The 24,210-nt window shown below is 71.1% G+C and carries 26 protein-coding genes; 11 read left to right on the top strand and 15 right to left on the bottom strand.

What is annotated here, in order from left to right; genetic code table 11:
- Positions 1–75: 75 nt before the first annotated feature.
- The 6 genes from ACN27J_RS16145 to ACN27J_RS16120 form a co-directional block, all read right to left on the bottom strand.
- On the bottom strand, positions 76–1,230 hold the full coding sequence (locus tag ACN27J_RS16145; protein ID WP_421367140.1) for a helix-turn-helix domain-containing protein: 1,155 nt from the start codon (positions 1,228–1,230) through the stop codon (positions 76–78).
- A gap of 338 nt (positions 1,231–1,568) precedes the next feature.
- Positions 1,569–2,684 (bottom strand): helix-turn-helix domain-containing protein, encoded by a 1,116-nt coding sequence (locus tag ACN27J_RS16140; protein WP_421367139.1) that lies wholly within the window; start codon positions 2,682–2,684, stop codon positions 1,569–1,571.
- A 238-nt stretch (positions 2,685–2,922) separates the two neighbouring features.
- Positions 2,923–3,075, bottom strand: coding sequence for a hypothetical protein (locus ACN27J_RS16135; RefSeq protein WP_421367138.1), 153 nt, complete (start codon positions 3,073–3,075; stop codon positions 2,923–2,925).
- Positions 3,076–3,400: 325 nt separating this feature from the next.
- On the bottom strand, positions 3,401–3,583 hold the full coding sequence (locus tag ACN27J_RS16130; protein ID WP_421367137.1) for a hypothetical protein: 183 nt from the start codon (positions 3,581–3,583) through the stop codon (positions 3,401–3,403).
- A 22-nt stretch (positions 3,584–3,605) separates the two neighbouring features.
- On the bottom strand, positions 3,606–3,806 hold the full coding sequence (locus ACN27J_RS16125; RefSeq protein WP_421367136.1) for a hypothetical protein: 201 nt from the start codon (positions 3,804–3,806) through the stop codon (positions 3,606–3,608).
- A gap of 180 nt (positions 3,807–3,986) precedes the next feature.
- Positions 3,987–4,325, bottom strand: coding sequence for a GroES family chaperonin (locus tag ACN27J_RS16120; protein ID WP_123605868.1), 339 nt, complete (start codon positions 4,323–4,325; stop codon positions 3,987–3,989).
- 121 nt (positions 4,326–4,446) lie between these two features.
- Between ACN27J_RS16120 and ACN27J_RS16115 the strand changes: the two genes are divergently transcribed.
- A complete protein-coding gene (locus tag ACN27J_RS16115) occupies positions 4,447–5,790 on the top strand; it encodes an AI-2E family transporter (protein ID WP_421367134.1) in 1,344 nt (447 codons plus the stop codon).
- A 61-nt stretch (positions 5,791–5,851) separates the two neighbouring features.
- Here ACN27J_RS16115 and ACN27J_RS16110 read toward each other — a convergent pair whose 3' ends face one another.
- A complete protein-coding gene (locus tag ACN27J_RS16110) occupies positions 5,852–7,957 on the bottom strand; it encodes an ATP-dependent DNA helicase (RefSeq protein ID WP_421367133.1) in 2,106 nt (701 codons plus the stop codon).
- Positions 7,958–8,099: 142 nt separating this feature from the next.
- Here ACN27J_RS16110 and ACN27J_RS16105 point away from each other — a divergent pair, with 142 nt between their 5' ends.
- From ACN27J_RS16105 to ACN27J_RS16090, 4 genes are all read left to right on the top strand, one after another.
- On the top strand, positions 8,100–8,606 hold the full coding sequence (locus ACN27J_RS16105; RefSeq protein WP_281552984.1) for a DUF402 domain-containing protein: 507 nt from the start codon (positions 8,100–8,102) through the stop codon (positions 8,604–8,606).
- 89 nt (positions 8,607–8,695) lie between these two features.
- A complete protein-coding gene (locus ACN27J_RS16100; RefSeq protein WP_421367132.1) occupies positions 8,696–9,604 on the top strand; it encodes a PPK2 family polyphosphate kinase in 909 nt (302 codons plus the stop codon).
- Between the two features lie 138 nt (positions 9,605–9,742).
- Positions 9,743–10,369, top strand: a complete 627-nt coding sequence (locus ACN27J_RS16095) for a DUF47 domain-containing protein (protein WP_278171753.1) — start codon at positions 9,743–9,745, stop codon at positions 10,367–10,369.
- A 5-nt stretch (positions 10,370–10,374) separates the two neighbouring features.
- Positions 10,375–11,379, top strand: coding sequence for an inorganic phosphate transporter (locus ACN27J_RS16090; protein ID WP_421367131.1), 1,005 nt, complete (start codon positions 10,375–10,377; stop codon positions 11,377–11,379).
- On the opposite strand, the gene ACN27J_RS16085 is transcribed toward ACN27J_RS16090, so the two are convergent.
- From ACN27J_RS16085 to ACN27J_RS16065, 5 genes are all read right to left on the bottom strand, one after another.
- A complete protein-coding gene (locus ACN27J_RS16085) occupies positions 11,372–11,731 on the bottom strand; it encodes an arsenate reductase ArsC (protein ID WP_421372283.1) in 360 nt (119 codons plus the stop codon). The two genes, ACN27J_RS16090 and ACN27J_RS16085, sit on opposite strands and share 8 nt — an antisense overlap.
- 85 nt (positions 11,732–11,816) lie before the next feature.
- Complete coding sequence (locus ACN27J_RS16080; protein WP_421367130.1) at positions 11,817–12,632, bottom strand: aquaporin; 816 nt, start codon at positions 12,630–12,632, stop codon at positions 11,817–11,819.
- Positions 12,629–13,291 (bottom strand): arsenate reductase ArsC, encoded by a 663-nt coding sequence (locus ACN27J_RS16075; RefSeq protein WP_421367129.1) that lies wholly within the window; start codon positions 13,289–13,291, stop codon positions 12,629–12,631. The genes ACN27J_RS16080 and ACN27J_RS16075 overlap by 4 nt, the downstream gene beginning before the upstream one ends.
- The gene (locus ACN27J_RS16070) at positions 13,284–14,063 is read right to left on the bottom strand and encodes a MarR family transcriptional regulator (protein WP_421367128.1); all 780 of its coding nucleotides are present in this window, start codon (positions 14,061–14,063) and stop codon (positions 13,284–13,286) included. Before ACN27J_RS16070 ends, ACN27J_RS16075 begins: the two co-directional genes overlap by 8 nt.
- A gap of 94 nt (positions 14,064–14,157) precedes the next feature.
- The gene (locus ACN27J_RS16065; RefSeq protein WP_421367127.1) at positions 14,158–15,129 is read right to left on the bottom strand and encodes a Gfo/Idh/MocA family protein; all 972 of its coding nucleotides are present in this window, start codon (positions 15,127–15,129) and stop codon (positions 14,158–14,160) included.
- A gap of 133 nt (positions 15,130–15,262) precedes the next feature.
- Between ACN27J_RS16065 and ACN27J_RS16060 the strand changes: the two genes are divergently transcribed.
- The 6 genes from ACN27J_RS16060 to pstB all read left to right on the top strand — a co-directional run bounded on the left by ACN27J_RS16060 (position 15,263) and on the right by pstB (position 21,128).
- On the top strand, positions 15,263–16,153 hold the full coding sequence (locus tag ACN27J_RS16060; protein WP_421372281.1) for an NUDIX hydrolase: 891 nt from the start codon (positions 15,263–15,265) through the stop codon (positions 16,151–16,153).
- Between the two features lie 104 nt (positions 16,154–16,257).
- Positions 16,258–16,782, top strand: a complete 525-nt coding sequence (locus ACN27J_RS16055; RefSeq protein WP_421367126.1) for a hypothetical protein — start codon at positions 16,258–16,260, stop codon at positions 16,780–16,782.
- 229 nt (positions 16,783–17,011) lie between these two features.
- Positions 17,012–18,115 (top strand): phosphate ABC transporter substrate-binding protein PstS, encoded by a 1,104-nt coding sequence (gene pstS / locus ACN27J_RS16050; RefSeq protein WP_421367125.1) that lies wholly within the window; start codon positions 17,012–17,014, stop codon positions 18,113–18,115.
- A gap of 117 nt (positions 18,116–18,232) precedes the next feature.
- Positions 18,233–19,267, top strand: coding sequence for a phosphate ABC transporter permease subunit PstC (gene pstC / locus ACN27J_RS16045; RefSeq protein WP_421367124.1), 1,035 nt, complete (start codon positions 18,233–18,235; stop codon positions 19,265–19,267).
- Positions 19,264–20,328, top strand: a complete 1,065-nt coding sequence (gene pstA / locus ACN27J_RS16040; RefSeq protein ID WP_421367123.1) for a phosphate ABC transporter permease PstA — start codon at positions 19,264–19,266, stop codon at positions 20,326–20,328. Before pstC ends, pstA begins: the two co-directional genes overlap by 4 nt.
- Positions 20,329–20,348: 20 nt before the next feature.
- A complete protein-coding gene (pstB, locus tag ACN27J_RS16035) occupies positions 20,349–21,128 on the top strand; it encodes a phosphate ABC transporter ATP-binding protein PstB (RefSeq protein WP_421367122.1) in 780 nt (259 codons plus the stop codon).
- A gap of 47 nt (positions 21,129–21,175) precedes the next feature.
- On the opposite strand, the gene mshD is transcribed toward pstB, so the two are convergent.
- The 3 genes from mshD to ACN27J_RS16020 form a co-directional block, all read right to left on the bottom strand.
- Complete coding sequence (gene mshD, locus ACN27J_RS16030; protein WP_421367121.1) at positions 21,176–22,090, bottom strand: mycothiol synthase; 915 nt, start codon at positions 22,088–22,090, stop codon at positions 21,176–21,178.
- Between the two features lie 56 nt (positions 22,091–22,146).
- Positions 22,147–23,076 (bottom strand): polysaccharide deacetylase family protein, encoded by a 930-nt coding sequence (locus ACN27J_RS16025; protein ID WP_421372278.1) that lies wholly within the window; start codon positions 23,074–23,076, stop codon positions 22,147–22,149.
- Positions 23,077–23,310: 234 nt separating this feature from the next.
- Complete coding sequence (locus ACN27J_RS16020) at positions 23,311–24,027, bottom strand: winged helix-turn-helix transcriptional regulator (protein WP_278171736.1); 717 nt, start codon at positions 24,025–24,027, stop codon at positions 23,311–23,313.
- Positions 24,028–24,210: the final 183 nt, after the last annotated feature.

Here is a 24,210-nt window from a genome sequence, read left to right as displayed (position 1 = left end):
CTGGTTGTAGCCTGCCCGGCGCTCGTACGACGGTCTACAGTGTCGCCGTCCGCCAGCGCTGGCTACTGTCCGCCGTCACATTGACGGCTGATGTGTCGCGCACAGCTCATCCAACTCGGCGGCCGGCACCCCTACCTCGGCCAGACCTCGGCGTACCCGGTCGACCCGCCACCAGTTCGACGCCGCGACCCGGCCCGAGGCGACCGCCGCCGTGACCTGCGCTATCGACTCGTGCGGGTCCATCGACAGTACGGCCTGGCCGAGGTCCAACCGGGCCGACGCGATGCGCCGGGGGCGGCTGCCCTCGGCGAGCAGCCGGGCCAGGACATCGCCGGCCTCGGTGGCGGCGGCCGGATCACCGACCCACGCCAAGGTGGTCGCCACGTACGCTCGGGCTTTGCCCGGGTCGTAGCGGTAGTGGTGCTCAGGCCGGTCCGGCTGGCTCAGCGGCGACACCATCCGCTCCAGCTGGGCCAGTCGTCGCCCGGTGGCCGGTCGGTCGCCGAGCAGCGCCAGCGCCCGCCCGGTCTGGGCGGTCGCCTGCAGTTTGGCGCTGCTGCCGGTCGGAGCGACGGTCTGCGCCCCTTCGGCCAGGGCAAGCGCTGTCGCGGGCTCGCCGGCGGTGAGCGCCTCCCAAGCGCGGGTTTCCAGGCACCACGCACGGATCTCGGCGTGTTCGGTGTGGGCGGACATCTCGTTGGCGGTGTGCAGGTGCCCGGCAGCGGCACCGGTCCGCCGTAGGTCGATCAGCACGGTAGCGGTGAGCAGCGACAGCCATCCGCCGGCGACGAGAATCCGTCGGTGCTGGTCCAGCGTCATCCGGCGGCCGGAGCTGATCAGGGTGGTGACGTAGGTCAGGTGTTGGCGGATGCGTGGAAGGAGGACGTGCGACGCGGTGACTGGGTAGGCGACGGCAAGTTCGTCGACGGCCGCTTCCAGACCAGCGAGGGTGCTGCTGCTGATGTCGGTGGCCGCGACCCGGCGGGCCAGCTCGGTGGAATCGTGTGCGCCGTCGTCGGTGAGCATCGTGGAGAGCACTCCACCGGTGTCGAGCACGTCGTCGAGCCGACCGGCGACCTCGGGCGTCGGTGTCTTGCGACCGGTCTCCAGATCATGCAGGTACGACTTGGCGTAGTGCGCCTTCGCGGCGAGATCACGCAGCGAGAGCCCGGCCTGCTGACGCAACCGGCGCAAGGTCGACGGCCATCGCGGGTCGCTGATGCGGGTCATGCGCGTCACCACCTTGGTAGCTGCCGGGTGGCACCGACCAACAACCTTCCGGCTCTTGCCGCCACACCAGACGTTACTCCGCGTATCCATCACCACACAGGCCCCCTCTCGGCATAGGGCGTGGAGGGCGGCGACCCGAGGTGGCTCTCCGTGTCGACCCCGGGCCACCGCCCAGCGGGCGGGCCCGACGCGCGAAAAAGGGCGATCGCGGGTACGGCGTCGGGCCCAGCTAACGCGAGGTCTCGCAGCCCTGCCCATGCCGTTACGAACCTGGCGGACAAGGCAGCTGTTCAACCTCTACGAGTAGCCTGACGGCAACTTGCAGTGACGTCTACTGCTCAATCGTTCGCCGGCCGCTTGCGAACAGCTCGCCGCAGCCGGGCCGACCCGGTGGCATCGGCAACCGTCTGGACCTCTTCGAGCGTGTGAGTGCTCGCGTTCTGATCCCCGACCGCCGCATGCACGTCGGCAAGCGCGAGAAGGTAGTCGCCAGCCCATTCGGCGTGCCGCTGCACATCGGGAAGGGCGGCAAGGCCAGCGGTCAGATCACTGATCGCGGCATCGGCTGCCCGGCTATCGGTGCTGGCGTGGATGGCGTGTACGAGGCCACGCTCCATCGTCAGGAAGGCGGCGGACCGGTAGTAGTGCCAGGGTGGAGGATCGCTGCCGATGACGTCGAACTCTGCGGCCAGCTGGTCAGCCTCGCGAATCGTTTCGGTCGCCGCCCGGCGATCATTCACATGGGCCACCGCGCGCGCCAACTGCAACGTGTCGTACACCCGCTCGCCGATGTAGACCTTGGAACCGCCAGCGAGTGCCGCTCGGGACAACTCCGCGGCCTCCGTCGGTCGGCCGCACAGCTCTGCAAGGTGCCCTCGGAAGCTGACTACGAGAGCGATCAGGTCCACATCGCCGGCCGCTCTAGCAGCCGTCTCAGCTTGGGCGAGGGTACGGCGAGCGGCCCCATACTGGCCGAGGGTCATCTGCAGCCACCCCACGAGCTGCGCCGACTGCCCGTAGATGTGCTGCAACTGAGCTTGCCCGGCCCCTGCGGCGGTAGCCGCCAACCGCTCCACGGCGGCCAACTGCGCGGCAGCCGCATCGACGACCGCAGCTGATCCCACTGTGTCCTCGAGCCGGCGGTGCTGAGCCAGGATCACCGCGAGTGCGTCGACGGCAGCGCTGCTCGTGTCGCCGATAGCGAGGCGAGAACGCTGATCACCATCAAGGCCGGCGGCGTCATCGACGACGAGACCAGCGAGTCTGCCACCCGCCCCCAACGCCGCGTCCAGATGCTCGGCTACCGAGACGGTCGGCGTCTTGCGACCCGCCTCGAGCTCACACAGATAGCTCGCCGAGTACGCGACCTGGCGGCCCAGCCCTCGGTAGGACAGCCCAGCGGCTTGCCGCAACGACCGCAGAGCGGTTGGCCAACGAGGATCGACGATGATCATGATCACGGCTCCCGGCATTGGATTTGCATGCGGTCGCACGCTCGCGGTGCTATCCGTAACCGCACAACGGACGATACCCGTTCAGCCGTGACACCATCGGGCGTCGACAGCCGTCACCTTGCCAATGCCAGGGGACAGTGGACCCATTGATGCGTGATCGGATGCGGGTGATCTGAGGTGGCGTCGGCGTGTCGAGTTGATGGGGCGTAGCGGATCAACGCAGAGCGGCGGTGTCAGGTCAGGCGGGATGGCCTTCCATCAACGCGGCTAGCTCCGCCAACTCCTGGTCCATGGCCCGACGTCGACTGGTGGTGATCATGCGTACGGTGTCGCGGGCGTACCGCTGGTGCCGCAGCCACACTGGAGCGTCGGCGGCCAGTTCGCCGATCATCGGCCGTGACGATCGCGAGGGTGGTTGCCCGCGACCTGGTCAGCGATGCGTGAGCGGAGAAGGCAGCGCCTGCGCTCACACCACCAGCAACGGAACGCGTAGACCGCGGTAGGTTCCCGGCGAGCGGGTCACCACGACACCGCGTACCGCCGCAGCCTCGTGCACGACGTGCCGAGCGGGCAGACTTCCTGGCCAGCCACCGATCTCGATCGCGGTGTGCTCGGTCAGCCGGACTCGGCCTGGTCGAGCAGCTCGCCAAGCTCCCGGTAGCCGTGAAAGAGATCAATCAGCGCCGAGCCGTCGAAGACCCGTGGCGGGCGTAGCCTCACGCCGCTGCCTGCCCCCGTACACCCCAGATCCGCTCAGCGTCGGCGTCCGCGCGGTCCTGCGCCGCTTCCAGCTCCGCAAGCTCATCCGTGCTCAGCGGCAAGGGTGCCGCCTGACCCAGGGCCGCCGCCAAGCGCTGCGCCGCCGTCAGCGGCCCAGGTGTGATCTCGTCTGGCGTCACACGCCGATCCTACTATCGGATGTCACCGCACGGGCCCCGCCGCTGGCAACGTCGGCACCTCGTCGGCGATGTACCCGGCCGGGCCACGGGCAGAGATCAGCACCCTGCGCAGGTCGAGCAACGCCAACGGGCGATGACCGGGCTCCCGGCGGGCCGCTCCGGTGCTCGCATTCCCGAGCAGAGTCGTCGTCGGTACGCTCAGTGCCCGCGCGATCGCATGCAATGTCGCGATCCGAGGCGTCGTACGCTGATCCGTCTCCAGCTTGCGGATCGTTTCCGTGCTCAGTCGACCCGTGATCGGATACGGGTGATCTGACGGGGCGTCGGCGTGTCGAGTTGATGGGGCGTATTGGATCAACACCAGCGCCAGCGCCAACGGCCGGAGACGGCGTGGGCTATTGAGCTACAGGTACAGACCGGTGGAGTCTTCTTCGACCCGTTGGGCGGCCACCGCGTGCACGTCGCGTTCGCGGAGCAGGACGTAGCCGCGACCGTGCAGCTCGACCTCGGAGCGGTCCTCCGGGTCGAACAGCACCCGGTCGCCGGTGACGATCGAGCGTACGTTGGGTCCGACCCCGACCGTGGTCGCCCAGGACAGTCGCCGGCCCACCGACGCGGTGGCCGGGATCACGATGCCGGCGGTGGAGCGGCGCTCGCCCTCGCCGCCTTCGAGTTTGACCAGCACCCGGTCGTGCAGCAGGCGGATCGGCAAACCGTTGTCGTGTGGTGGGTCGGCGGTCACGACCGAACCGTACCGCGTGGGTGTGCCGGCCGGTCGCGGGTGGGTCGGCCGGATGGTTGCCTGCCGCCCGTACGGGGCACATCGGGGAGAGTTCAGGGAGGTAGCGGCAGCAACGACGCACATGTGCCCGTTACCGTGTACGCACCGATACTCGACTCCGGGGGTTCGCTTGAGCCGGCTGCAACAGATGAGAGGGCGGCTACGCCAGGCGTACGAGGCCGGGCGGGAGTCGGTGCGGGCCGCCCGGGAGCGGGAACGGTCCCGCCGTGCCGCTGCGGCCGGCGCCGCCGAGGAGCTGGCCGGCGCGGGTGCCGACCCGGGCGCGGAGACCCCGCCGCCGGGCGACGGACACCTGTCGACCACGAGCCGCGACGACGCGGACGTGCCGCACGCGCTACGGATCGCCGCCGCCTGGTCGTGGCGGCTGATCGTGATCGGCATCGTCGGATGGGCGCTGCTGCGGGTCATCGGCAACGTCCGGATCGTCATCATCCCGGTGCTGGTGGCGTTGCTGCTGGCCGCGTTGCTCGCCCCGGCGGTCGGCTGGCTGCTGCGGGCCCACGTGCCGCGCACCCTGGCCACGGCGGTAGTGCTCATCACCGGGCTGGCCGGGGTGGTCGGCACGCTGACCCTGGTGGTCAACGAGTTCATCACCGGCCTGCCCGACCTGAGCGAGAAGGCGTCCAGCGGCATCGGGGAGATTCAGAAGTGGCTGCGCACCGGTCCGCTGAAGCTCGACGACGGACAGCTCGACCAGTACGTCGAGGCCGGGCAGAACTGGATCAACGAGAACACCCAGACGTTGACCAGCGGCGCGGTCTCCACCGCCGGGACGGTCGTGGAGCTGTTCACCGGTGCGCTGCTGGTGCTGTTCTCGACGTTCTTCTTCCTCCGGGACGGGCAGCGGATCTGGCGGTTCATCGTCGGCCTGTTCCCGCTTGCGGCGCGCTGGCGGATCGACGACGCCGGTAGCGCGGCCTGGATGACTCTGGTCGCCTATGTCCGGGCGACCGTGCTGGTGGCGTTCATCGACGCCGTCGGCATCGGGATCTTCCTGGTGCTGTTCGACATCCCATTCGCGTTCGCGCTGGCCGCGTTGGTGTTCCTGGGCGCGTTCATCCCGATCGTCGGCGCGACGCTGTCCGGCGCGGTGGCCATCCTGGTGGCCCTGGTGGACAGCGGCTGGGTCACCGCGTTGATCATCCTGGGTGCGGTGATCGCGGTGCAGCAGCTGGAAGGCAACGTCCTGCAACCGCTGATCATGGGGCGGGCGGTGGCGATCCACCCGCTGGCCGTGGTGCTGGCGGTCACCTCCGGCGTGGTGCTGGCCGGCATCGTCGGCGCGCTGGTCGCCGTACCGCTGATCGCGGTGCTGAACACGGCGGTACGCCGACTGGCCCGCCGCCGGCACGTCCCGCCGCCGCCACCGCCGGAGTCCGTGGTGATCGGCACCAGCCCACCGTGACCCGACCACAGCCGCCCGGCGGCTGACCCGCCCAACTGGTGGCAGGACAACCGGTGGCGGGTCAGCTGGCGGCCAGTCGGCGCAGCGCGCCCTGCACCACCTCCGGCCGGGTGGTGTACCAGAACGGCGGCAACGAACGGCGCAGGAACGCGCCGTAGCCACGGGCGGTCTCTAACCGGGAGTCCAGCACCGCCACGACACCCCGGTCACCGGTGGACCGGATCAGCCGGCCGGCGCCCTGCGCCAGGCGTACCGCCGCGATCGGCACGCTGACCGCAGAAAACCCGGAGCCGCCGGCGGCGTCCACGGCGGCGGCGCGGGCGGCGGCCAGCGGCTCGTCCGGCCGGGGGAACGGCAGCCGGTCGATCACCACCAGCTGGCAGGCGTCGCCGGGCACGTCCACCCCCTGCCACAGCGACATCACGCCGAACAGGCAGCTCGCCCGGTCCTCCCGGAACCGGCGGACCAGCAGCGGCAACGCCTGCTCGCCCTGCACGTGCACGGTCAGCCCGGTCCGGGCCCGGACCAGCTCCGCGGCCTGCTGCGCGGCCCGTCGGGACGAGAACAATCCGAGGGTACGGCCACCGAGCGTGCCGATCAGCGACAGCAGCTCCTCGCCGGCCTGGGCGGGCAGCCCGGAGACGGTCGGCCGGGGCAGGTGCGCGGCGACGTACAGGATGCCCTGCTTGGGGTAGTCGAACGGGGAACCGACGTCGAGTGACCGCCAGCTGAGATCGTCGGCCGTGACCGCCTCGGCCTGCTCGGTGGCCGGGGTAGCGGTCTCCAGACCCAGCGACCGGGCCACCGTGTCGAACCGGCCGCCCAGGGTCAGGGTGGCGGAGGTGGCCACCACGGTCCGCTCCTCGTAGAGGTGGCTGGACAGGGTGCCGGCCACCGACAGCGGTGCCACCACCAGCGCCCGGCGGTTGGCGGCCGGGCCGTCCGGCTTCTCCACCCAGGCGACGTCGTGCTCGGCCTCGTCGAGCAGCCGTTGGGCGGTCGTGGAGAGCTCGTCGAGCACCGACTTGGCCTGCTGTTTGCGGACCGGGTCCGGGTCGTCGGCCTTGATGTCGCCGATCTTGTCCAGCGCGGCCCGGGTGGCCGACTCCAGCAGGGTGCACGCCTCGTGCAGCGCCGGCGGCAGACCGCTGGTCAGCCGGCCGGCCGGCGACTCACCCAGCCCGACGGCGAGGGCGTCACCGGCCTCGGTGAGCTGCTCGGCGGTCTCCGGCGGCAGCAGCGGCCGGGCCCGGCGGGCGGCCCGGTCGATCACGTCCGGGGTGAGCTCGGCCTGGGCGGCCGACGAGACCCGGTCGGCCAGCTCGTGGGCCTCGTCGACGATCAGCAGTTTGTGCGGCGGCACGATGTGCCGGCCGGCGAGCATGTCGACGGCGAGCAGGCTGTGGTTGGTGACGACCACGTCGGCTTCGCGGGCCCGGAACCGGGACGCCTCGGCGAAGCATTCCTCGCCGTACGGGCAGCGGGCCGCCCCGACGCACTCGCGGGCCGGCATCGACACCTGCCGCCACACCTGGTCGTCGACGCCGGGGTCCAGCTCGTCGCGGTCGCCGGTGTCGGTCTCCATCGCCCAGTCACGCAGCCGTTGCACCTGCTTGCCGAGCCGGCCGGCGGCAGCCAACCAGCGGGTGCCGCCGCCGCTGCCACCGTTGCCACCGCCGTTGTCGCCGTTGTCGCCGGCGGCGTCGAACAGGTCCGTCGGCTCCTCCTCGGCCGAGTCCTCCAGCCGGGCCAGGCACAGGTAGTGGTGCCGGCCCTTGAGGACGGCGAAGGTGGGCCGGCGGCGCAGGATCGGCTCGACCGCGTCGGCGAGCCGGGGCAGGTCGTGCTCGACCAGCTGGGACTGCAGCGCCAGGGTGGCGGTGGAGACCACCACCGGGCCGTCGACGGTCAGCGCGGGCGCCAGGTAGGCCAGCGATTTACCGGTGCCGGTGCCGGCCTGCACGAGCAGGTGGTGCCGGGTACGGATGGCGTCGGCGATCGCCGCCGTCATCTCCTGCTGGCCGGGTCGGGCCGAGCCGCCGGGGACCGCGCCGACCGCGGCGGCGAGCAACTGGGCGGCGCTCGGCCGACCGGTGCCGGAGCGGCCGGCCGGGCGCGGCGGGGCCGCCGGAGCGGACGCGGTGCTGGTGGTCGTCGCAGGGGTCACCCGCTGACAGTACCGATCACCACCGTCGTCCCAGCGGTCATCCACAGCCCATCGGCCGGTGTCGCCCGGGTGCCGGCTCCGGCACTGGGGCGTCACCTGCACGTTGCCTTCCGGTGGGCGCCCATCGGTTAAGGTGCGACACATGTCGAGCGATGTCGTACGGGTGGTCTATCGCAAGTACGACGGTTCGGCCCACCGCGACTATCCGGCCCGCCGGTTGACTGAGGACGAGGTCGGCGTGTGGCTCGGCGTGCCCCGGGGCACCGAGTCGATCTACCACGGTCGCCCGTCGGTGGAGCAGATCCCGTTCGTCTTGCTGGTGCCGCGTGAGCAGTGGTGGACCTGCATGTTCAACCCGCCGCCGCGCACCAGTGAGGTCTACTGCGACATCGCCAGCCCGGCCCGTTGGGAGGACGAGTCCACCGTACACCTCATCGATCTTGATCTTGATGTGGTGAGGCGCAGGGCGACCGGTCTGGTGGAGCTGCGCGACGAGGACGAGTTCGCCGAGCACCGGGTGCGGTACGGCTACCCGGAGGACGTGGTGGAGTCGGCCTGGGCCGCCGCCCGCTGGCTACAGGACGCGCTCGGCGACGGCACCGAGCCGTTCGCCTCGGCCTACCGGAAGTGGCTGGCGCTGGTCTGCTGACCCGACCGGCTGGTCGGCCGGCCGATCCGGTGGTCGGCCGGGTAGCGGTCGGCTGGTCGGCCGAGGGCCGGCTGGGCGATGATCGGCTGATGACTGCTGACCTGTACGAGCCACCTGTCCGGGAACTGCTACGGGTCGGTGCCGGCCGGCCGCTCGACCTGTCCGCGATCGACCCGAGGTCGACGCCGGGGCTGCCGGCGCTGTCGGTGACCGGGCCGGACCGCAAGTCGTGGGCCCGCGCCGAGGTCCGCCGGATCGGCGACGAACTGGCCGAGCAGCAGGAGATGCTGCACGCCCAGGCGGTCGCCGGCGACGCGGCCGGTCGGCGGGTGCTGCTGGTGCTGCAGGCGATGGACTGCGGCGGCAAGGGCGGCGCGGTGAAGCGGGTGGCCGGCGCGATGAATCCGCTCGGCCTGCAGATCCGGGCCTTCGGGCCGCCTACCGAGGAGGAGTTGGGGCACCACTTCCTGTGGCGGATCCGCCGGGCGTTGCCGGACGCCGGCCAGGTCGGGGTGTTCGATCGGTCACACTACGAGGACGTCCTGGTGGTACGGGTCGAGTCGCTGGTGCCGGAGGAGACCTGGCGGGCCCGGTACGACGAGATCAACGAATTCGAGGCCGGGCTGGTCGACGAGGGTTTCGTGCTGATCAAGGTGTTCCTGCACATTTCCTACGGGGAGCAGCGGGAGCGGCTGCTGTCCCGGTTGACCGACCCGACCAAGCACTGGAAGTACCACCCGGGGGACGTGGACGCGCGTACCAAGTGGCCGGACTACCAGGCCGCGTACACGGAGGCGTTGAGCCGGTGCGCCACGGACGCCGCGCCCTGGTTCGTGGTGCCGGCCGACCGCAAGTGGTACCGGGACTGGGCGCTGGCGCACCTGCTCCGGGAGCACTTCGCGGATCTGGACCTGAGCTACCCGCCGGCCCGGTTCGACCTGCGCAAGGAGCATGCCCGGCTGCTCGCCGGGGACGGGCCGAAAGTGAACGGCGGATGAACAGAGACTGACTCGTAGGTGTACAGGGGTGGGCCGCGAGCAGACGCGATTCACTGTTCCCTAGCATTCCCTGCAGAGCGCGCGGGCGTTTCCCGTGGCCAGCCCCTGTTCCCCACCGTCTCCGACGAGGTCTGCGCTGTGAAGTTCTCCTTCCGCCCGGTCGAGGGCGCCTTCTATGAACTGTTCACCAAAGCCGCGCAGAACCTCGTGCGGGGCACCGAGCTGCTCAACGAACTCGCCCTGCCCGGCGTCGACGTCCAGTCGGTCAGCGAGCGGCTCACCGAGGTCGAGCACGACAGCGACCAGATCACCCACGACCTCTACAAGAAGATCAACTCGGCGTTCATCACCCCGTTCGACCGGGAGGACATCTACCGGCTCGGCAGCCAGCTCGACGACGTGATGGACCACCTGGAAGCGGTCGGCAACCTGCTCTACCTCTACGGGCTGACCCAGTTGCCGTCGCTGCCCCGGGAGATGCACGAGCTGATCGCGGTGCTCGACCAGCAGGCCCGGGTGACCGCCGACGCGATGCCCCGGCTGCGGGCGATGAAGAACCTCGACGACTACTGGATCGAGTGCAACCGGCTGGAGAACGAGGGCGACCGGGCGTACCGGATGCTGCTGGTCCGGCTCTTCTCCGGCGAGTACGACGCGCTCACCGTGCTGAAGATGAAGGAGGTCGCCGACGAGCTGGAGGCCGCCTGCGACGCCTTCGAGCACGTGGCCAACACCGTCGAGACCATCGCGGTCAAGGAGTCCTGAGCCGGGTGAGCGCCGAACTCATCGCCGTCCTCGCGGTGATCACCGTTGCCATGGTCTTCGACTACACCAACGGGTTCCACGACGCGGCCAACGCCATCGCCACCAGCATCTCCACCCGGGCACTCACCCCACGGGTCGCCCTGATCATGGCCGCCATCGGCAACTTCATCGGCGCCCACTTCGGCGCCGAGGTGGCCAAGACCGTCGGCAGCGGCCTGGTCGAGCTGCCGGCCGGCGTCTCCAGCCTCGGCATTGTCTTCGCCGGCGTGGTCGGCGCGATCACCTGGAACCTGATCACCTGGTACTTCGGGCTGCCGTCGTCGTCGTCCCACGCGCTGATCGGCGGTCTGGTCGGCTCCACCATCGCCGCCTCCGGCACGGTGCTGTGGGGCGGTATCGCCGGCGACGTGGTGGCGCCGATGGTGCTCTCCCCGCTGGTCGGCTTCGCCCTCGGCTTCCTGGTCATGCTCGCCGTGCAGTGGATCTTCCGCAACGGCCAGCCGGGCAAGCTCAACCGGGGCTTCCGGATCGCCCAGTCGGTCTCGGCGGCGGCGATGTCGGTCGGGCACGGCATGCAGGACGCCGCGAAGACCATCGGCATCGTGGTGCTGGCCCTGTTCGTCGGCGGGTTCCAGTCGGACGCCGAGACCATCCCGGAGTGGGTCTTCTGGACCTCGGCGACAGTGCTGGCGCTGGGCACCTACGCCGGCGGCTGGCGGATCATCCGTACCCTCGGTCGCAAGATCATCGACCTGCGGCCGCCCGAGGGGTTCGCCGCCGAGACCGTCGCCAGCTCGGTGCTCTACTTCAACGCCCTGGTGCTCGGCGCGCCGATCTCCACCACGCACACCATCACCTCGGCGATCATGGGCGTCGGGGTGACCAAGCGGCTGTCGGCCGTACGGTGGAACGTCGCCGGCAACATCGTCGGCGCCTGGATCCTGACCTTCCCAGCCGCCGGCAGCATCGGCGCGGTGATGTACTTCGTCGTCCGCCCGCTGTTCAGCTGACCCGGCTCGCCGGTACCAGGTCGGCGAGCAGCGCCTCGACCCGGCGGCGGATCTCGTCGCGGATCGGCCGGACCGCCTCGACGCCCTTGCCGGCCGGGTCGGTCAACTGCCAGTCCTCGTACCGCTTGCCGGGAAAGACCGGGCAGGCGTCGCCGCAGCCCATCGTGACGATCACGTCGGAGGACTCGGCGGTGGACCACTCCAGCCGCTTCGGGGTCTGGTCGGTGATGTCGATGCCGACCTCGCGCATCACCTCGACCGCCGCCGGGTTGACCGTCTCGGCCGGCGCCGAGCCGGCCGAGCGGACCTCGACCGCGTCGCCGCCGAGGTGACGCAGCCAGCCGGCGGCCATCTGGGACCGGCCCGCGTTGTGTACGCAGACGAACAGCACACTGGGCTTGCTCACGGTGTCTCCTTCGAGGGGTGGGGGCGGCAGGTCAGCGTCGGACGGTCGCCAGGTCGTCGGCGTCGTCGGTCGCCGATCCGCCCGGCTGGGCGGGATCTGCCGGCTGGGCGGGATCTGCCGGCTGAGCCGGCTCGGCCGGCACCACGACCTGGTCGGCGGCGCGTCCCACCCCCGGGTAGAGCGCCAGCAGCAGGGCGACTCCGACGGCGAGCCCGACAACCTGGGCGACCAGGAACGCGGGGATCGAGGCGGGCTGGATGCCGGCGAAGGTGTCGGTGAAGCCCCGGCCGATCGTCACCGCCGGGTTGGCGAACGACGTCGACGAGGTGAACCAGTAGGCGGCACCGATGTAGGCACCGACCGCGGCCGGTGCCGCGCCGGCCCGGCCCGACCGGGCCAGCGCGAAGACCAGCAGGACCAGACCGGCGGTGGCAACCACCTCACCGAGCCACAGATTGCCCGCCGACCGCTCCTTGGCCGACCAGGTCACCGCCGGCAGGGCGAACATCAGGTTGGCCAGGATCGCCCCGGCGACGCCGCCGGCCACCTGCGCGGCGACGTAGCCGGTCAGATCCGGCAGGGTCAGACCGGTGCGGCTGCGTCGCCCGAGGAACCAGTCGGCGGTCGAGACGACCGGGTTGAAGTGCCCGCCGGAGACCGGGCCGAAGATCAGGATCAGCGCGCCGAGCGCGAAGGCGGTGGCGATCGAATTCTGCAGCAGTTGCAGCCCGACGTCGTCCGGCGACAACGACTGGGCCATCACCCCGGAACCGACCACCGAGGTGACCAGCAGGGCGGTGCCGGCGAACTCGGCCAGCAGCCGTCGCCAGAGTGCGATCGGGTTCACGCGTTCTCCACTTTCTGTAGGTCGTCCAGCAGCCGGCGGACCCGGCGCTCGATCTCGTCGCGAATCGGCCGTACGCCGTCGACGTCCTGCCCGGCCGGGTCGTCCAGCTCCCAGTTCTCGTACCGGGTGCCGGGGAAGACCGGGCAGGCGTCACCGCAGCCCATGGTGACCACCACGTCGGCGGCGCGGACCACCTCATCGGTCCACGGCTTCGGGTACTCACCGGAGATGTCGATGCCGCGTTCGGCCATCGCCGCGATCGCCGCCCGGTTGACCTCGTGGCCCGGCTCGCTGCCGCCGGACCAGGCGACCACCGTCTCCCCGGCGAGGTGGGTGAGGAACCCGAGCGCCATCTGGCTACGGCCGGCGTTGTGGGTGCAGAGGAAGAGCACCACCGGGCGGCCGTCGGAGTGCAGGCCCTCCACCCGGGCCAGGGCCTGCAGCCGCTGCCGGGCGAACCGCTCGGCGAGCAGCGGCAGATAGTTGGGGATGGTGCTGCCGGTGGCGAACTGGTCGTAGCTGGACGCCAGGAACCGTTCGATCGTCTCGGTGTTGTAGGTGCCGTCGAACTCCCGGGCCAGCCGGGTCGCTGCGGTACGCAGCGCCACCTGCTGGTCGATGGACAGGTCGGGGCGGACGGCGTCGGTGACGTCAGACATGGTCGGCTCCGGTGGACGTGGGGGCGGTGGCCCGGCTGGTGATGGCGGGGGCCAGCCGGTGGACCCGGCCGGCGAGGTCGGCGTACGCGGCTTCGAAAGCGGCGTCGGTGTCCACCCGGACCGGGTCCGGCACCGACCAGTGCAGGTCGGGCGCACCGGCCCCGGTTAGCTCCTCGTGGGCGTTGTCGCAGACGGCGACGACCAGGTCGCCGTCGCCGACGACGGCCGACACGTGTGCGGTGCGGGCCGGGTCGAGGTCGAGGTTGAGCCGGCGGGCCAGCGCCACCGCCCGGGGGTGTACCCGGGTCGCCGGTCGGGTGCCGGCTGAGGCGGCCGGGGTCGGTCCGGTGCGTTGCCAGAGCGCTGCGGCGAGCTGGGAACGGGCCGAGTTGTGGGTGCAGACGAAGACCACCCGGTCGACGCCGGCCAGCGGCGGTGGGGCCAGCCCGGCGAGGACGTCCGGCACCAGTTGCAGGTAGCTGCGGCGGCGGTCGCCCTCGGACCGGGCGCGGCGCAGCAGGCCTGCTTCCTGCAGGACCTTGACGTGGTGGGCGACCAGGTTGCTCGGCAACCCGAGCCGTCGACCCAGCTCGCCGGGGGCGGCGTCGCCGAGGTGCAGCAGGTCGACCATGGCCAGCCGGGCCGGGTCGCCGAGCGCGGCGTGCACCCGGGCGCGTCGCTCCAGTTGCCCGGCGGGCGTACCGGCGCGCCGCTCCAGCGGGCGGGCGGGTGTCGGCCGGTCGTCGGCACGGCGACTTACCTCAGCGTTCATTGACTCAATGATTACTGAGGTAGTTGGTGGAGTCAAGCCGACCGAGCGTCCGGACCCGGCCGGCAGACCGGGTCAGACGAACTCCCGACCGGGATCAGTCGTAGCTGACGCCGATCTGGCCGCGGATCGTGTCGAGCAGCTCCATGACCTCGAGGGACACCGCGTGCGGCACCAGCGGACTCTCCCGCAGGCCGGCAGCCAGGCAGCGGTGCACCTCGGCCGCCTCGTACTGGTAGCCGTTGCCGGCCGGCTCGACCACCCGCACCACCTCCGGGTCCCCGGTGCCCCGGCGGAGCGTGAACTCGCTCGGGCAGATGAACGGGTCCGGCAACGCGATCCGGCCGGTGCTGCCGGTGATCGTCGCCACCACCGGAGTGGCCCCGACGATGCCGCAGGTCAACGCGGCCACCGCGCCCGACTCGTAGCCCAGCAGCACGCCGGTGTTCTGGTCCACGCCCTCCGGGGTGAGTTTCGCCCAGGAGTGCACCGAGTCCGGCCGGCCGAGCACCAGATGCGCCAGGCTCACCGGGTAGATGCCCAGGTCGAGCAGAGCGCCGCCGCCGAGCGCGCGGTCGCGCATCCGGCTCTCCGGCGCGAACGGCCCGGCCAGGCCGAAGTCGGCGTGCACCGAGACGACCTCACCGATCGCGCCGTCGTCGACCAGCTCGCACACCCGGCGTACGGTCGGGTTGCACCGCATCCACATGGCCTCCATCAGGAACACGTCCCGGGCCCGGGCGGTCTCCACCAGCTCGGTGCTGCTGGCCAGGTCAAGGGTGAACGGCTTCTCGCACAGCACCGCCCGGCCGGCGGCCAGGCAGGTCATGGTCGCGGCGTGGTGCGCCGAGTGCGGCGTCGCCACGTAGACGACGTCGACGTCACCGTCCGCGGCGAGCTCGTCCCAGGATCCGTACGCCCGGGGGATGCCGTAGCGGTCGGCGAACGCCTGCGCGCTGGCCACCGAGCGGGAGCCGACCGCGAGTACCTCGGCGTCGGGCAGCAGTTGCAGGTCTTCGACGAAGCGGGCGGCGATGCCGCCGGTGGCGAGGATTCCCCAACGAGTCATGCCAGGCACGCTAGCCAGCGAGTCCGTGCGCGGCGACGGCGGGGCGTGCTGGCCGGTCTGCCGGGTGACGACCTACGCTCGGCGCGTGCCCACCGACGACGACGTCACGGCTTTCGCCGCGCCACCCGATCCAATGCTGTTCGCCGTGCCCGAGGCAATGGTCGAGCACGCCAGCCGGTTCTACGCGGCGGGCCGGGAACCGGTGCGACCACGGGTCGCCGCGACCGTGCTGCTGCTGCGCCCGACGACGGGTCCGGGGCCGACAACGGATCCGGGCCCGACGACGGATCCGGGGCCGAGGAGGGAGCCTGGCGGCACCGGGTTCGAGGTCTACCTGATCCGGCGGGTGGCGGCTGTCGCCTTCGGCGGGGTGTACGCGTTCCCCGGTGGCGGGGTGGACCCGTCCGACGCCGTCGGCGAGCTGGACTGGGCCGGGCCGGATCCGGAGCACTGGGCGGCGCGGCTGGGGTGCCCGCCGGACCAGGCACGGGCGGTGGTCTGCGCCGCCGCCCGGGAGGTGTTCGAAGAGTCCGGGGTGCTGCTGGCCGGGCCGGACGAGACCACTGTGGTCGACGCGGTGGACGGTCCGGAGTGGGAGGTCGAGCGGCAGGCGTTGCTCGCCCGGACGTTGAGCTTCGCGGAGCTGCTGCGCCGTCGGCGGCTGACCCTGCGGTCGGACCTGCTGGCCGCGTGGAGCCGGTGGATCACCCCGGACTTCGAGCCGCGCCGGTTCGACGCCCACTTCTTCGTTGCCCGGCTGCCGATCGGGCAGGCGACCCGGGACGTGTCCGGTGAGGCGGACCAGACGGTGTGGATCCGGCCGGGACTGGCCCTGGACCGGGCGGAGACCGGCGACTGGCAGCTGCTGCCACCCACCCGGGTGACGCTCGACGAGGTCGCCGGCTGCGCTGACCCGGATGCCGTCTTCGCCGCCGCAGCCGGCCGGGATCCGGCCGTACCGGTCACCCCTCAGCTGCACGTCGATCCGGACGGGACGGTCAGTTTTGCGGTTGTCAAGCCCTGATCCGGATAGATGATCTTGCGTTACCAAGCGGTGATACTTTGGCGCGCACAAACGCGACAGGGTGCCGGGCGCTCCTCGCCCGCTACCGCTACCGGACGGGACAGATGGCTCCACGACCAGGGACCTCAGCCGCGCGAGGTGCGCCGACGGACGCCGACGACCTCGTGCATCTTGCCGTGCCCGCCGAGTACGTCTCGCACATCGCCCGGCTGATCGAGGAGCTCGACCAACGGCCCAGGCCGATCCCGAAGCCGGCCCGCCGGGCCCGGTCCACGGCCCGCGCCGCCAAGGAGTGGCCGGTCGAGGAGTTGCGCCGGTTCGCCCAGGGCCGGTCCCGGACGCACCAGACCGTGTTCGCGATCCTCGACCTGCTCGCCGAGCACCCCGGTGAGACCATGTCGGTCGGCGACCTCGCGGCGCGGCTCGGCAGCCCGGTCGACAAGGTGATCGGCGCGCTCGGTGGACTGACCCGGATCGTCAAGGCGTACCACGACTATCCGAAGTGGGGGCTGCCGCTGCAGCGGATGGCCCGGACCGGTTCCGGCCGCTCCGGTGCGGTCGGCTACCAGCTTCCGGCCGAGCAGGCCCGCCGCTGGCGGCTGGTGCGGCGCGGTCGGCCCGAAAGCTGATCACCGACGTAGGCGGCGAAATGCGTCGGCCGAGGTGCGACGCCGGTCACAGTCGAGCGTGGGCTCAGCTCGGACGGCGACCATACAACCCCCGTTCACCTTCTGTTCACCATGCTCCGGTCGGCAGTTTAGCCACGGCTCGTACCGTCCTCGGCGTTCGAGACGGTGAACTCGCCCCCGCGACCCTTGGGCGGCGACTCGCCACCCGACCTCAGAGAGGCAACACACCGTGAATCGTAAGTCCCTCCGGCTGGCCGCCCTGCCGGCCGCCGTCATGCTTACCCTCGGCGTGGCCGCGTGCGGCGACGACGGCGACACCGGCTCGGGGTCTGACAACGGCTCCGACACCTCGGTCAGCGGCGACCTCGCTGGCGCTGGCGCCTCCTCCCAGGGCGCCGCGATGGAGGCGTGGATCGCCGGATTCACCTCCGTCGCCCCGGACGCGACCGTCACCTACGACCCGATCGGCTCCGGCGGCGGCCGCGAGCAGTTCACCAGCGGCGGATCCGACTTCGCCGGCTCCGACGCGTACCTCGACGAGGAAGAGGTCGCCGCCGCCCTGGAGACCTGCGGCGAGCAGGGCTTCATCGAGTTCCCCGGCTACATCAGCCCGATCGCCGTGGCGTACAACCTGCCGGGCGTCGAGACGCTGAACCTGTCGCCGTCGGCGATCGCGAAGATCTTCGACAACAAGATCACCAACTGGAACGACCCGGCGCTCGCCGAGCTCAACCCGGACGCCGCGCTGCCCGACCTGGCGATCACCGCCGTGCACCGCTCGGACGAGTCCGGCACCACCGAGAATTTCGTCGACTACCTGGCCAAGGCCGCCCCGGCCGACTGGCCGTACGAGGTCTCCGGCGACTGGCCGACCACCGGTGGCGAGGCCGCCGCGCAGACCCAGGGTGTGGCCGCCGCGCTGCGCGGGGGTGAGGGCACCATCGGCTACATCGACGCCTCCCAGGCCACCGACCTCGGCGTCGTCGCGGTCCAGGTGGGCGAGGAGTTCGTGGAGTACTCGGCCGAAGCCGCCGCCAAGGTGGTCGACGCCGCCGAGACCGTGGCCGGTCGCCCCGAGTTCAGCTTCGCCATCGACCTGCCCCGGGACACCACCGAGGCCGGCGTCTACCCGATCGTGCTGGTCTCCTACCAGCTGGCCTGCGTCAACTACGACAGCCAGGAGAAGGTCGACCTGGTCAAGGCGTTCTTCAACTACGTGATCAGCGAGGAGGGCCAGCAGGCCGCCGCCGAGAACGCCGGCTCCGCGCCGATCTCCGCGACGCTGCGCAGCCAGGCGCAGCAGGCCATCGACGCGATCACCGTCGCCGGCTGAGTCCAGCACCACGTCCAGCCCTTGCGACCCAGGTCCGGACGGTCACCCGGTGGCCGTCCGGACCTGCGGCGTATCCCCGTACCGCCCGTCACGACACGGCCTGAGGAGGCGTAATCCGTGACAAAGCCCGCCACCGCGCAGAGCGGTACCCCATCGAGTGATCCGCCGCCCGGCGGCGACTCGCCGCGCGGCACGTCGACGGGCGAGCCGCCGAACGCCGAGAGCCGTCGCCGGGGCCGGTCCGGCAAACGGATCGGTGACCAGATCTTCTCCGGCACCGCCGTCGGTGCCGGCGTGCTCATCCTGGTCACCCTCGCCGCGGTCGCGGCCTTCCTGCTCTACGAGGGCTTCCCCGCCCTGGTCGCCGACCCCGAGGAGCTGCCCGGCGGCGAAGGCTTCATCGCGTACGTCACCCCGCTGCTGTTCGGCACGGTCCTCGCCGCGGTGATCGCGTTGGTGGTCGCCACCCCGCTGGCGATCGGTATCGCGCTGTTCATCTCGCACTACGCGCCGCGCCGGGTCGCCGCCGGTCTGGGTTACCTGGTCGATCTGCTGGCCGCCGTACCCAGTGTCGTCTACGGACTGTGGGGCATCTTCTTCCTCGCCCCGAACATCGTCCCGGTCTACCAGTGGCTGGAGGAGTACCTGGGCTTCATCCCGTTCTTCGCCGGCCCCGCCTCGGCCACCGGCCGGACCATGCTGACCGCCGGTCTGGTGCTGGCCGTGATGATCCTGCCGATCATGACCGCGGTCAACCGGGAGGTCTTCCTGCAGACCCCCCGGCTGCAGGAGGAAGCCTCCCTGGCGCTCGGTGCCACCCGCTGGGAGATGATCCGGATGACCGTGCTGCCGTTCGGCCGGTCCGGGATCATCAGCGGCAGCATGCTCGGGCTGGGTCGGGCGCTCGGTGAGACCCTGGCCGTCGCGATGGTGCTCTCCGCCTCCGACGTGATCACCATCAACCTGATCGACTCGGTCAACAGCAGCACCATCGCCGCCAACATCGCGTTGGACTTCCCCGAGTCCAGCGGGCTGGCGGTGAACGCGCTGATCGCCACCGGCCTGGTGCTGTTCGCGCTGACCTTCGTCGTCAACTTCGCCGCCCGGGCCGTCGTCGCCCGTCGGCGCGACTTCTCGGGAGCGAACGCATGACCACCATCACCCCGCCCCGGGCACCCGTCACCAGCTCGCTGACCAGCGGCGTACTGCCGAAGTGGGCGCCGTGGGCGGTGGTCAGCGGCAGCCTGTCGGTCGGCCTGGTCGGCGGCCTCAGCCTCGGGCTCGCCATCCCGCTCTCGTTGGCCATCGGCGTACTGCTCGTCATGGTGGCCCTGCCGGCGGTCTCCTGGCAGGTCGAAGGCGGCCGCCGGGCCAAGGACCGGTTCGTCACCGTACTGGTCAGCCTCGCCTTCGCCCTCGCGATGCTGCCGCTGCTGTCGTTGATGATCACCGTCACGCAGAACGGCATCCACCGGTTCGACGGGACCTTCCTCAGCAGCGACATGCGGGGTGTGCTGGGCGAGGGCGGCGGGGCGCTGCACGCCATCGTCGGCACCCTGATGATCACCGGCGCGGCTGCGCTGATCTCGGTACCGGTCGGCGTGATGTGCGCCGTCTACCTGGTCGAGTACGGCAAGGGCCGGCTGGCCCGGTGGGTCACCCTGCTGGTCGACGTGATGACCGGTATCCCGTCCATCGTGGCAGGTCTGTTCGCGTTCGCCTTCTTCGCGATCTTCTTCGGCCCGAGCATCCGGTTCGGCCTCGGCGGTGCCGTCGCCCTGTCGGTGCTGATGGTGCCGGTGGTGGTCCGTTCGGTCGAGGAGATGCTCAAGCTGGTGCCGAACGAGCTGCGCGAAGCGTCGTACGCGCTCGGCGTGCCGAAGTGGCGCACCGTGCTGCGGGTGGTGCTGCGGACCGCCGCACCGGGCATCGCCACCGGCGTGACCATCGCCATCGCCCGGGTGATCGGCGAGACCGCCCCGCTGCTGATCATCACCGGCAGCACCACGGCAACCAACTGGAACCTGTTCGACGGCCGGATGTCCTCGCTGCCGATCTTCACCTACTACTCGTACAGCATCCCCGGCGCCCGGCCGGAGTTCGGCGTGGAACGCGCGTGGGCGGCGGCGCTCACCCTGTTCGTCATCGTCATGGGCCTCAACCTGGTGGCCCGGCTGATCTCCCGCTTCTTCTCCCTGCCGACCAGCCGCTGACCGCGGAAAGGACCCCTCAAGTGGCCAAGCGCATCGAAGTCTCCGACCTCGACATCTTCTACGGCAACTTCAAGGCCGTGGAGCAGGTCGACATGACCATCGAGCCGCGTTCCGTGACGGCGCTGATCGGCCCGTCCGGCTGCGGCAAGTCGACCTTCCTCCGCTCCTTGAACCGGATGCACGAGGTGGTGCCCGGCGGCCGGGTGACCGGCAAGGTCGTGATGGACGGCGACGACCTGTACGGCGTCGGCGTCGACCCGGTCGCGGTACGGCGGCAGGTCGGCATGGTGTTCCAGCGTCCCAACCCGTTCCCGACGATGTCGATCTACGACAACGTGGCGGCCGGGGTGAAGCTCAACGGCGGTCGGATGCGCAAGGCCGACCTCGACGAACTGGTCGAGCAGACGTTGCGCGGCGCCAACCTGTGGGAGGAGGTCAAGGACCGGCTGGGCCGGCCCGGCTCCAGCCTCTCCGGTGGCCAGCAGCAGCGGCTGTGCATCGCCCGGGCGATCGCCGTCAAGCCGGCGGTGCTGCTGATGGACGAGCCGTGCTCCGCGCTGGACCCGATCTCCACTCTCGCCATCGAGGACCTGATGCACCAGCTGAAGGCCGAGTTCACCATCGTCATCGTTACGCACAACATGCAGCAGGCGGCCCGGGTCAGCGACCGCACCGGCTTTTTCAACATCGCCGGCACCGGGCAGCCCGGCAAGCTGATCGAGATGGACGACACGCAGCGGATCTTCAGCAACCCGAAGGTCAAGGCGACCGAGGACTACATCACCGGCCGGTTCGGCTGACCGGCGCCCGCATCAACCGGTGCAACCGGTCGGCCGAGGCCGGTCGGTCAGTGCCGGCGGTAGGTCACGTCGGCCGACCAGCGCAGGAAGCCGAGCCGGGTGTAGAGCCGTACCGCGGCGGTGTTCGACTCGTCGACGTAGAGCATCGCCCGGTGCAGCCCGACGGTGGCCAGGTGCCGCAGCCCGGCCAAGGTCAACGCGCGGCCGAGACCGCCGCCGTGCGCGTCCGGGTCGACTCCGAGTACGTAGACCTCGCCGACCGCCGGCCCGGTGTGCACCTTGGTCCAGTGGAAGCCGAGCAGCCGGCCGGCCGGATCCTCGGCGAGCAGGAAACCGGCCGGGTCGAACCACGGCTGCGCGATCCGGGCATGCAGCTGCGGCAACCCCCAGCGGCCCTGCTCGGGGTGGTCGGCGAACGCCTTCGCGTTGAGCGCCACCCAGGCCGCGTCGTCCTGAACCGGCACAAACGATCGCATCCGTACCCCGGCCGGCAGGTCCGGCTCGGGCAGCGGGTCGGCCAGCTTTCGGCGCAGTTGCAACAGCACCCGGTCGCGGACCAGGTCGTGGTCGAGGGCGAGGGCTGCGGCCGACGGGTGGTCGCCGTGCGCCCAGACGCGCAGCGGGACGGCGGGGTCGACGGCGTCGAGCAGCCCGGCGAGCAGTCGACGACCGTACCCGCGTCGCCGGTGTGCCGGGTGGACCACCAGCTCGGCGACCGGGCCGGCCGGATCGGTCGGGTCGAGGTACGCGTACCCGGTCATCTCGCCGGCCGGGGCGGTCAGCGTGAGGTGCCGGGCGGAGGCCGCGTCCCGCAGGCCGATGACGACCTGCTCCGGCAGCGGGTCGGCGCCATCGGTGTCGGCGGCGGCCGCCGCCAGCTTCAGCACCTGGTCGACCTGGGTAGGGTCGAGCCGGTCGGACCGCTCGACGGTCGCGGTCGTCTGGGTCACCCGCTCAGCCACGTGCCCCACCGTATCTCCCGCCGGGTCCGCCCGTCGCGGTGCGGCGGGTTCGCGGGTCAGAGCTGGCCGGTGCGCAGGTGCAGCCGGCGGCTGCGCTGATCGGCGGGTTCGGCCATCGGCGGCAACGCGTCGACCAGGAGACGCTGCCGCAGGTTCGGCAGGATCGAGCGCAGCGCCAGCACCGTACCGGTCCGGTTGCCACCGGCGTCGTGCAGCAGCACGATCGACCCGGGTACGGCCTGCGCGGTCACCGTCGCGGTGATGCTGCCCGCACCGGGCTGGAAGTAGTCGGCCGGGTCGATGGTCCAGTGGATCGAGGTCATGCCCAGTTCCCGCGCCACCTCGACCACGGCGGGAGTCCAGAAGCCACCGGGTTGGCGATAGTAGGAGACGGGGTGGCCGGGGGCGGCGGCCCGGATCGCCTCGGAGGTGCGGATCAGATCCGTGCGGATCGCGGCGGTCGGGTAGCTGCCGAGGTCGAAGTCGTGGCTCCACGAGTGGTTGCACAGGGTGTGCCCATCGGCTGCGATGGCCCGGACCAGCTCGGGATAGGCGACCACGTTCCGGCCGACCAGGCAGAAGGTCGCCTTCACCCCGAACTGGCGGAGCACGTCGAGGGTCTGCTGGGTGTGCACTGGGTGCGGGCCGTCGTCGAAGGTGAGGGCGACTGCGGCGCTGCCGCTGGTCCGCCGGGTGCCGTGCGGTCCGCTGCGGTCGGGGGCCAGTGGGGCGTACGCCGGCAGCCGGGCCGCCGACCGGTCGGGGTCCGGCACCCCGGCGGGCGACGACGGTGCCGCCGTGGAACGGGCCGGTGGCGGCATCAGGTCGGGGTCGGGTCCGCTGCGGGTCGGGTCCGGTGCCGGCGCGGGCGTGGGGCCCGGGTCGGCCCGTTCGGCCGGCGCACTGCTGGAACCCAGCAGGTACGCGCAGGTCAGGACGGCCGTCACAGTCACTGCGGCGATGGTCAGCCCACGTAGACCCGCCAGCACCGTCACTGCAGCCCTCCCACCGTCGGTCGGTTGTGTCTGCCCGACGCTAGGAGGCTGCCGCTGGCTGATTACATGAAACGGTTGATAACCGATCTAAACGATCTATTCGGACGAAAAACTGAGGCGCCATCCGGACACATCCGGATGGCGCCTCAGTTGATGTTTCGGTGTTGCGCCACGGTAGGTGGCGGGATCCGCTAGACCGACAGCCGGTCCGGCTGGACCTGCCGGCTACACCGGCAGCGGTGCCGGCTCGGTGTCCGGCAGCGACGAGCGGCTCGGCGGCACCACGAACTTGTAGCCGACCTGGCGCACCGTGCCGATCATCGACTCGTACTCCGAGCCGAGCTTGGCCCGCAGCCGCCGCACGTGCACGTCGACCGTCCGCGTACCGCCGAAGTAGTCGTAGCCCCAGACCTCGCGCAGCAGCTGGTCGCGGGTGAAGACCCGCCCCGGATGCTGGGCGAGGAACTTGAGCAGCTCGAACTCCTTGTAGGTCAGGTCGAGCGGACGGCCCTTGAGCTTTGCCGCGTAGGTGTCCGGGTCGATGGTCAGCTCGCCGGCCCGGATCAGCCCGCCCGCGCCTGAGGTGGCGTTGGTCAGCCGACCTACCGCCAACCGCAGCCGCGCCTCCACCTCGGCCGGGCCGGCGCTGGCCAGGATGACGTCGTCGACGCCCCAGTCGGCGTTCAGCGCGATCAGGCCGGCCTCGGTGACCACCGCGACCAGCGGGACGCCCAGACCAGTGGCATGCAGCATCCGGCAGGTCGCCCGGGCCTCGGACAGCTCCGACCGGGCGTCGACCAGGACCGCGTCCGGGCTCGGCCCGGAAACCAGGGTGCGGACGTCGCGGGGCGCGGTCCGCACCGAGTGGGGGAGCAGGTCGAGTGCGGGCAGTACGGCCGACGGCTCGCCCGCACGGGCCGTTACCAGCAGCAGGATTTCCACACATCACCTCCGTCCTCGCGGCCTGTCCCGGCCGCGCGTGGTGACCGCGGACGCCGGCCACGTGGCCGTCACCGCAGACAGTGGCGTCGAACCCCGGCTTCGCTGACGGGTGGTTAAGCCATGAGCTTAACCGATTAGGTGCCGGAAACAGTGGGGCGGTGAGCTGTTCATCTGTGCGTTCGG

This window comes from Solwaraspora sp. WMMB762 (assembly GCF_049179115.1).
Classification (GTDB): domain Bacteria; phylum Actinomycetota; class Actinomycetes; order Mycobacteriales; family Micromonosporaceae; genus Micromonospora_E.
Note: the sequence above shows the minus strand (reverse complement) of the source record. Positions and strands in the feature narration are given on the sequence as shown.

Excerpts from the sequence above, each read along its gene's own strand:
- pstA (WP_421367123.1), top strand. The coding sequence starts at position 19,264 with ATGACCACCATCACCCCGCCCCGGGCACCCGTCACCAGCTCGCTGACC.
- ACN27J_RS16065 (WP_421367127.1), bottom strand. The coding sequence starts at position 15,129 with ATGACTCGTTGGGGAATCCTCGCCACCGGCGGCATCGCCGCCCGCTTC.
- ACN27J_RS16100 (WP_421367132.1), top strand. The coding sequence starts at position 8,696 with ATGACTGCTGACCTGTACGAGCCACCTGTCCGGGAACTGCTACGGGTC.
- ACN27J_RS16115 (WP_421367134.1), top strand. The coding sequence starts at position 4,447 with ATGTGCCCGTTACCGTGTACGCACCGATACTCGACTCCGGGGGTTCGC.
- ACN27J_RS16070 (WP_421367128.1), bottom strand. The coding sequence starts at position 14,063 with ATGAACGCTGAGGTAAGTCGCCGTGCCGACGACCGGCCGACACCCGCC.
- ACN27J_RS16085 (WP_421372283.1), bottom strand. The coding sequence starts at position 11,731 with ATGGCCGCCGGCTGGCTGCGTCACCTCGGCGGCGACGCGGTCGAGGTC.
- ACN27J_RS16055 (WP_421367126.1), top strand. The coding sequence starts at position 16,258 with ATGGCTCCACGACCAGGGACCTCAGCCGCGCGAGGTGCGCCGACGGAC.
- ACN27J_RS16105 (WP_281552984.1), top strand. The coding sequence starts at position 8,100 with ATGTCGAGCGATGTCGTACGGGTGGTCTATCGCAAGTACGACGGTTCG.
- ACN27J_RS16075 (WP_421367129.1), bottom strand. The coding sequence starts at position 13,291 with ATGTCTGACGTCACCGACGCCGTCCGCCCCGACCTGTCCATCGACCAG.
- ACN27J_RS16140 (WP_421367139.1), bottom strand. The coding sequence starts at position 2,684 with ATGATCATCGTCGATCCTCGTTGGCCAACCGCTCTGCGGTCGTTGCGG.
- ACN27J_RS16145 (WP_421367140.1), bottom strand. The coding sequence starts at position 1,230 with ATGACCCGCATCAGCGACCCGCGATGGCCGTCGACCTTGCGCCGGTTG.
- ACN27J_RS16135 (WP_421367138.1), bottom strand. The coding sequence starts at position 3,075 with ATGATCGGCGAACTGGCCGCCGACGCTCCAGTGTGGCTGCGGCACCAG.
- ACN27J_RS16060 (WP_421372281.1), top strand. The coding sequence starts at position 15,263 with ATGCTGTTCGCCGTGCCCGAGGCAATGGTCGAGCACGCCAGCCGGTTC.